This window comes from Microbulbifer epialgicus, assembly GCF_041447265.1.
GTDB lineage: Bacteria > Pseudomonadota > Gammaproteobacteria > Pseudomonadales > Cellvibrionaceae > Microbulbifer > Microbulbifer epialgicus.
The window spans coordinates 1-5,607 of the sequence record NZ_JBGMEK010000144.1 but is presented as its reverse complement, the minus strand read 5'-3'; the positions used below and the strand labels follow the sequence as shown (position 1 = coordinate 5,607).

General features: G+C 41.9%; 2 protein-coding genes and 1 pseudogene. 2 read left to right on the top strand and 1 reads right to left on the bottom strand.

All coding sequences use genetic code 11. The features are described from left to right. Positions 1-620: 620 nt before the first annotated feature. Positions 621-1,384, bottom strand: a pseudogene (locus tag ACCI49_RS23295) (IS6 family transposase). 562 nt (positions 1,385-1,946) lie between these two features. Here ACCI49_RS23295 and ACCI49_RS23290 point away from each other — a divergent pair. Both ACCI49_RS23290 and ACCI49_RS23285 read left to right on the top strand, forming a co-directional pair. Further along, positions 1,947-3,041: an AAA family ATPase gene (locus tag ACCI49_RS23290; RefSeq protein ID WP_371841639.1), complete on the top strand. Its 1,095-nt coding sequence runs from the start codon at positions 1,947-1,949 to the stop codon at positions 3,039-3,041. 10 nt (positions 3,042-3,051) lie between these two features. Further along, a complete protein-coding gene (locus tag ACCI49_RS23285) occupies positions 3,052-5,259 on the top strand; it encodes a S8 family peptidase (RefSeq protein WP_371841637.1) in 2,208 nt (735 codons plus the stop codon). Positions 5,260-5,607 lie beyond the last annotated feature (348 nt).

The window sequence follows — 5,607 nt, the reverse complement described above, 5'->3', positions numbered from 1 at the left end:
TCGTTCAGAATGGACGCTTCATTATCAGAAACTTGAAAAGGTTTAGGTGTACGCATAGAAGATACATTATACGGACAATTCTCCATTAGTTACATTACTTTCCGCATGGACCACTAGGGACATCCCTCATAGTCAAAAAGGGTTTGTAATCTTTGCCAAAGCCTTGGCCACGCTTTTCCTTTTGTAGCCGTTTTAGAATGGTAGGTTCAAGGAGGCCACTGATTTCCTTGGGGTGGGAGTTTAAGAACAAAAAGCGACTATTTATTTAAAGCATCCAAGCTACACCTATTTCACCCAGCGCAGCTCTGGTTGCTGTGAAAGTATGATGCTTTATTGTCAATCTACAAAGCCATGTAAATTAACAATAAAGTATCATACTTTCACCAAGCTAACTTATTGATTTTACTCGAGTATACTTTTCGAGAAAAAGCTAAAGAATCATACTTTCCGTTTTAACTTTGCATTTTTACCTCAAAAACCGGACAATAAAGTATCATACTTTCTATATTTAGAACCTTAATTCAAGTTCGGATGCTATGGCTATTCCCATAGAACGCAGGAGATTCGCTTCTGTCGCAAACTTTTCATTTGACTGAAATACACCAAAGATCTGGGCACAGTTATCCTGCTAGAGCCATAAATTGCCGATAGGCTGGGAGGTTAGCCTGCTCTAGCTGCCCTTTTCGAATCATATGAGTAGCCTCAGTGGCAGCAGCTGAATGAAAGGCCTTAAACTCATCATAGGCTTGGTTATTCGCTTGGTAAACCGTTGGTCGTATTCAACGATAATGTTGAGATATCTGACCTTTAGAGAAGCGATAAATAAATAATAACCAAAACCCCACCAGAACGGGGTAGATATTGATGTTGGTTAGCTCCGTTTCTATCTACCGCTACCTTCTCTGGCAGCCCATTATTAACCCGACATTCATTTAGTGTGACAAAAAGTGCGTATAAATTAGGCATGAACAAGTCTGCTAGGTGAAGTGAGCGCAATTTTTAATTGCCGGTTTAATAGTAATAATGGACTACCAAAAGAAGCGTGTTGTTGCGGTTTCATCTCGCGTCTCTGAAGGCATGAAATCAACGTTTTTAGCGAATTTATCGACTGCACGATAGAGGGATACCCACTTGCCCTTAACTTCGATATGAGTCTCATGCATACGCCAGGAGATTCCAACCTGACCCTTCACCTTTCTGACCCCTGCGGCAATTTGCAAGGAGTATTTGACATCCATCGGTTGAGTGTAGCGTGATCAATGGTAACTGTACGCTCCTGCATAATCTCTTCCAGATCTCGATAGGAAGCCGCGTAGCGCACGTAGAAGAATAGGGCATACAGAATCACGTCTTTCGAGTAGTAAGCCTCTTTAAAGCTGATCAACGACACTGACCTTAGATTGCAGATTCAGAGCTAGTGTCTATGCCCGAGAGATAGGGTTCCCGCAAGGTGGGAAAACCGTGGGACAGAGCCCGGTAAAGGCATTTGAGATGGCCTGGGAGCAGCGAAGAAAACTTAATTTACTGTCCGGAAATAGTTGACCACTACAAATCTGAAGACACTAAAATGCTCTCACTGAGTACACTCGGCCACGACTGTCCCTACCTCAGCAAGGAAGCAGGGTAAGATCAGTAGTATGCATTTCTGTTAACAACCCAAATCTTAATCACAGATGAGGCATAACCATGTCCCGCAGCCTGAAAGACTGCATCGACAAGGCGCAACAAGTACTTTGAGTCGCCCCCCGGTTACCGGCCTACTCTACAGCTAGCCCTCTCATTGGCGGTGCTACTGACGCCACTCCCACTGACCAATTTCCAAACGAAAAATCAAAGTAGTCACTAACAATATCACATATATATCTATCTTTATAGACTTTTACTTCGCTAGTGACTAGAATTTTCAATCATTAAAATTATTAGTCACATTAAGGGGCACAAGCGTAATGCAATCTAACGAGATGCTTGAAGTCGCAAGGCTCGCGCTAGAAGGTAAGCCTTCTGACGTGAGGCTTTATCTCGCAAAATTAGTGCGAAAAGCACGTAAAGAGGATCCAGAGTATGCCTCGAAACTGGAGGAGCTATTAAAGACCGACCCAGCCAGGTCGAATGGTATTTTGCGTAAAAATCAACCACCCAAAGAGAATGCCCTTAGTGGAGAGGAGTTATCGCTACTTCGAACACCTCAAAATACGGTAGAGTTAGAACCACTACTCGATAACTCCTTAGAGGCTCAGCTTCAACAAATCTTGATGGAACGACTACATGCAAAGGAGCTTGAGCATAAAGGACTAAACCCTGTGAGCTCCATAATTTTTCAGGGACCTCCTGGGGTTGGAAAAACTATGACAGCCGGTTGGTTAGCCCATCAATTGGGGCTGCCTCTCTACGTATTGGATCTCACTGCTGTAATGAGTAGTTTACTGGGAAAGACGGGTAATAATCTTAGGTCTGTACTTGATTTTGCTAAAAGTCATCCGTGCGTTTTGTTTCTTGACGAAATCGATGCTATTGCAAAAAAAAGAAGCGATGAATCGGATGTTGGCGAACTTAAGCGCCTAGTAAATATTTTACTTCAAGAGATAGAATATTGGCCAAATCAGGGGCTACTTATAGCAGCTACAAACCATCCAGAGCTTGTCGACCCTGCTCTGTGGAGACGATTTGATCTTGACATAACCTTTTTCTTACCCAGCGAAGAAAATATCAGAAAAGCTGTGATTCAATTTTTAGGCGCTGATTACAATGAATTTTCTCACTTGATAGACTTTCTCGTCGACAGTCAAAAGGGTGAGTCATATAGCAATATTAAACGGACCATAAACAAACTTCGAAAACTAAAAATCATCAATCCTGAGGAATTTGAGAGATCTAGCGTTAAGTACTTAATTCCAAATATTGATGACCTATCACGTCAAAAGAGAATTTCTTTTGCTGTTAAACTTGTATCTGATTTCTCCTTTCCAAAACAAAAAGCTGCAAAGCTTCTTGGGGTAAGCAGAGACACCATCCGAAAAAAGATAAACGAAATTCAATCATAAGGAACTTGATATGGCGAAGAAAATAAACTACCTCATAGGGAAGGCTGAGGAGCTGGCAAAAATTACTTCGCCTCCTAAAATGGATCCTCAAAGCAGGGATCTATATACGATAGAGGAAGTTATAGAAAGGCTAAAACCACAGCTTGAACAAATAAATAAACAGTTTTCAGGCCTTGACGGTAGTTTATGCCCACGAGGATATGCCGTTGCCAAAATGACTCTGCACCCATCATTTATTGCGAAGGGGCATTTTCCTAAGCAACTTCTTCGTAATATGGGTGTAAGATCTATCGGAAGCAAGGCAACTGAAATCAAACCAGATAAATGGATGAGGAAGGGAGATCCAAAAAGATCACCATCAACTAGCTTTTTTATTGCTGGCAAAATCGAAAATTTCTTAAATTTTGAGAGAGAACTACTGAGCTTTACAAAGGATTCCTATGCAGTTCAAGATTTAATGAAGATTTGGAGTTTTGAAAGCATCCCGGCCGCCTCAAAAATAAAAGAAAATCAGTCGTCTAAACCAGGATATTTTGAAGTAGGAATCCAGTTTATTCCCGGAGGCACTACTGATTTTATTAAACAATCATTCATTGCGTATGCACGAAGTCTAAATTTTGACATAAGAGATGATCTATCAATAGAGGTTTCAAACCTATGGTTTGTTCCTGTGGTAGGCGCTCCAAATAAAGCTGTTGAACTTGCCCAACACTCTTTCGTCAGAGTGGTTAGACCAATGGCTCCGCTTCGATCTTTTAGGCCCCTCGTTCGATCCCTACCAGGTTCATCAAAGGCCAAACTTCCTTCCGCTCCTCCGCTCGCCTCTGATATTCGAGTAGCTATTTTGGATGGGGGCCTTCCAGCTACTCATGCTATAGAGCCATGGTTAAATGAATATCGCTTGTCTGATTCCTCTGCACGTGACTATCCGGGAGGAACTGATCATGGTTTAGGGGTAACCTCAGCTTTCCTATTTGGACCTCTACCTCATGATCTAGAAGCTCCTCGCCCTTACTCATCTATTGATCATCATAGAATCCTAGATAGTGATATAACCGAGGAAAACCCACTTGAACTGTATAGAACTCTGACACACATCGAAGATATCTTAATTTCTCGACAGTATGAATTTATAAACATAAGTCTTGGCCCTGATCTTCCAATAGATGACGATGAGATCCATCCATGGACATCGCTTTTAGATTCATATTTGGCGGACGGAGAAACATTTTTAACTGTTGCCGCTGGAAATAATGGTGAAAGTGACGAGTCGCTGGGGCTACATAGAATTCAAGTCCCATCGGATAGCGTAAATGCTATAGCTGTTGGCGCTTCAGATAGATCTGATACAAAATGGAAAAAAGCTACCTATAGTGCAAGTGGCCCAGGTAGAGCCCCTGGCAGAGTGAAACCAGATTTATTGGCATTTGGTGGCTCTCATCACCAATATTTTCATGTGTTGAATGCAGAACTTTATCCCGAATTAATCCCACATCAAGGCACTAGTTTTTCTGCTCCTTACCTTCTTCGCAAAGCAGTAGGTATACGCGCCTTGCTTGGTCACGAAATTACGCCGCTGGCCATAAAAGCACTTCTAATTAACTCTGCGCAAAGAAATGAACAAGACCAAAGTAAAATTGGATGGGGGAAAGTAATTGGTGAGGTTGACTCTTTGATTCAATCTCCAGAAGGAATAGCCAAGATTCTCTATCAAGGGGAGTTATTACCTGGAAAATATTTGAGAGTGCCGGTCCCCATTCCTAAGAGTGGGGTAAGTGGAATGGTAACAATAAAGGCCACCTGCTGCTTTTCAAGCCATGTAGACCCCCAAGACACCTCAATGTACACAAAAGCTGGGGTCGAGATCGCCTGGATCCCCAAGAAGAGCAAAGACAAAGAACAATTTTTTCAACAGGTCAAAAAAGCGACTGAAGCTGAACTCAGGCGAGACGCGGCAAAATGGGAGCCTGTCCTACATGCTGAAAAACGAAAAAATGGAAGACTGTTGGATGAGCCAGCTTTTCAAATACATTACATGGCCAGAAATTCTGGAGCGAATATTAGCTCAACCAGAGCAGACTCCATAAAATACGCATTTTTGGTTACACTGGAAGCACCAAAACACAAAGAAATATTTTCAGACATACTTGAAACATATTCAGAAATTCTTTCTGAAATTGAACCGAGAATAACAACCGATATCGAAGTTAAAGTTTGACCAGCGTTTGGTGTAGGGCGCTGTCTTTCAGCGCTTTTACTCCACTTAATCTCAACCCGAACGGCTATATATATTTCAATTATTATTGCGATTTTCATCCATAAAAAGTCTAGATTGCCAACATAAGTGACATACGTGAGGACTCTTACCGGGAGAGGACAGTGTTTTTGTAAAGGGGCATCGGTGAATCCGGTTAACAGGGGTTGGCCATTTTTACAGAAAGGTTACGATTTGATGTTTTATCAGGCAGCAGCGATCTTTTAACACCAAGGTAGGTATTTCAAAGGTAGTGTTCAGAATTCTGTGTCATTTCTTTACCATTAACAAAAAAGAGATGACCCATGACCA